At 46.9% G+C, this 1,681-nt stretch carries 1 protein-coding gene; it reads left to right on the top strand.

Translation table 11 applies throughout. The features are described from left to right. The coding region (gene uvrB / locus R7O12_RS24165) for an excinuclease ABC subunit UvrB (RefSeq protein WP_318126575.1) at window positions 1-1,547 on the top strand (1,547 nt) is incomplete at its 5' end. Window positions 1,548-1,681: the final 134 nt, after the last annotated feature.

Below are 1,681 nucleotides of genomic sequence, written 5' to 3'. Positions count from 1 at the left end.
GCCGTGGTGACGTGATCGATCAGCGTGACATGCTTCGTCGCCTAGCGGAACTCCAATACTCGCGTAATGATGTCGCTTTTGAACGCGGTCAGTTCCGTGTTCGCGGCGAAGTGATTGACATATTCCCAGCTGAGTCTGACCAAGATGCTGTGCGCGTTGAAATGTTTGATGATGAAGTGGATTGCATCAGTGTGTTCGACCCATTGACGGGTGTCGTGAAACAAAGAGATTTGCCGCGTTACACGATTTACCCGAAAACGCACTACGTGACGCCCCGCGACCGTATTCTCGAAGCGATAGAAAGCATCAAAGTTGAGCTCGAAGTACGCAAGAAACAATTACTAGAGAATAACAAGCTAATAGAAGAGCAGCGCATTAGCCAGCGTACACAGTTTGATATCGAGATGATGAATGAGCTTGGTTTCTGTTCTGGTATCGAAAACTACTCACGTTATCTCAGTGGTCGTTCTGAGGGCGAGCCGCCTCCAACCTTGTTCGATTACTTGCCTCATGATGGTTTGCTTATCATCGATGAGTCCCACGTGACTGTACCGCAGATTGGTGCGATGTATAAAGGTGACCGTTCACGTAAAGAAACTCTGGTTGAGTTTGGTTTCCGCTTACCATCGGCGTTGGACAACCGTCCTCTAAAATTTGAAGAATTTGAGTCTCTTGCTCCGCAAACTATTTTCGTCTCGGCAACGCCGGGCAATTATGAGCTAGAGAAATCGGCAGGTGAAATTGCGGATCAAGTCGTGCGTCCTACCGGCTTGCTGGATCCAATACTCGAAGTTCGACCAGTCGCGACTCAGGTCGATGATCTATTGTCTGAAATTCGTATTCGTGCCGCCAAAGAGGAACGTGTTCTTGTTACGACTCTGACCAAACGAATGGCGGAAGATTTAACGGAATATCTGCATGAACATGATGTTCGTGTTCGTTATCTTCACTCCGACATCGACACGGTAGAGCGCGTCGAGATCATTCGAGATTTGCGCTTAGGTGAGTTCGATGTCTTAGTGGGTATCAACTTGCTTCGAGAAGGTTTGGATATGCCGGAAGTCTCGCTGGTGGCAATTTTGGATGCCGACAAAGAAGGTTTCTTGCGTTCAGAACGTTCACTCATTCAGACGATAGGTCGTGCTGCGCGAAACATTGAGGGTAAAGCGATTCTCTATGCGGATAGCATTACAAAATCGATGAAAAAAGCGATGGATGAAACCAATCGTCGTCGTGAGAAGCAGCAAGCGTACAACGAGAAAATGGGCATTACGCCGCAAGCGCTAAAGCGTAATATCAAGGATATTATGGAGTTGGGCGACATTACTAAGTCCAAACGTCAACGCAATACTAAGCAAGTGCCACTGTCTAAAGTGGCTGAACCATCTCAAACTTACGAAGTGATGTCTCCACAACAATTGGAGAAGGAAATCAGTCGACTAGAAGCGGCGATGTACCAACATGCTCAGGATCTGGAATTCGAGCTTGCGGCTGAGAAGCGTGATGAAATAGAAAAACTGCGTGCGCAATTCATCGCGAATAGCTAGTTAACACGAAAAGCTGTTTCTAAAGAGATACTTAGAATAGGCAAAAAATAAGCCAATAGGCAGTCGGGGCTATTGGCTTGTGTTGTGAACATAGCGTTCACTAACAACGTCATTTGGCTAGGTGTTCCTTGTGG

The organism is Vibrio sp. Vb1574 (genome assembly GCF_033338675.1).
This window is presented reverse-complemented; position numbering and strand designations above follow the sequence as displayed.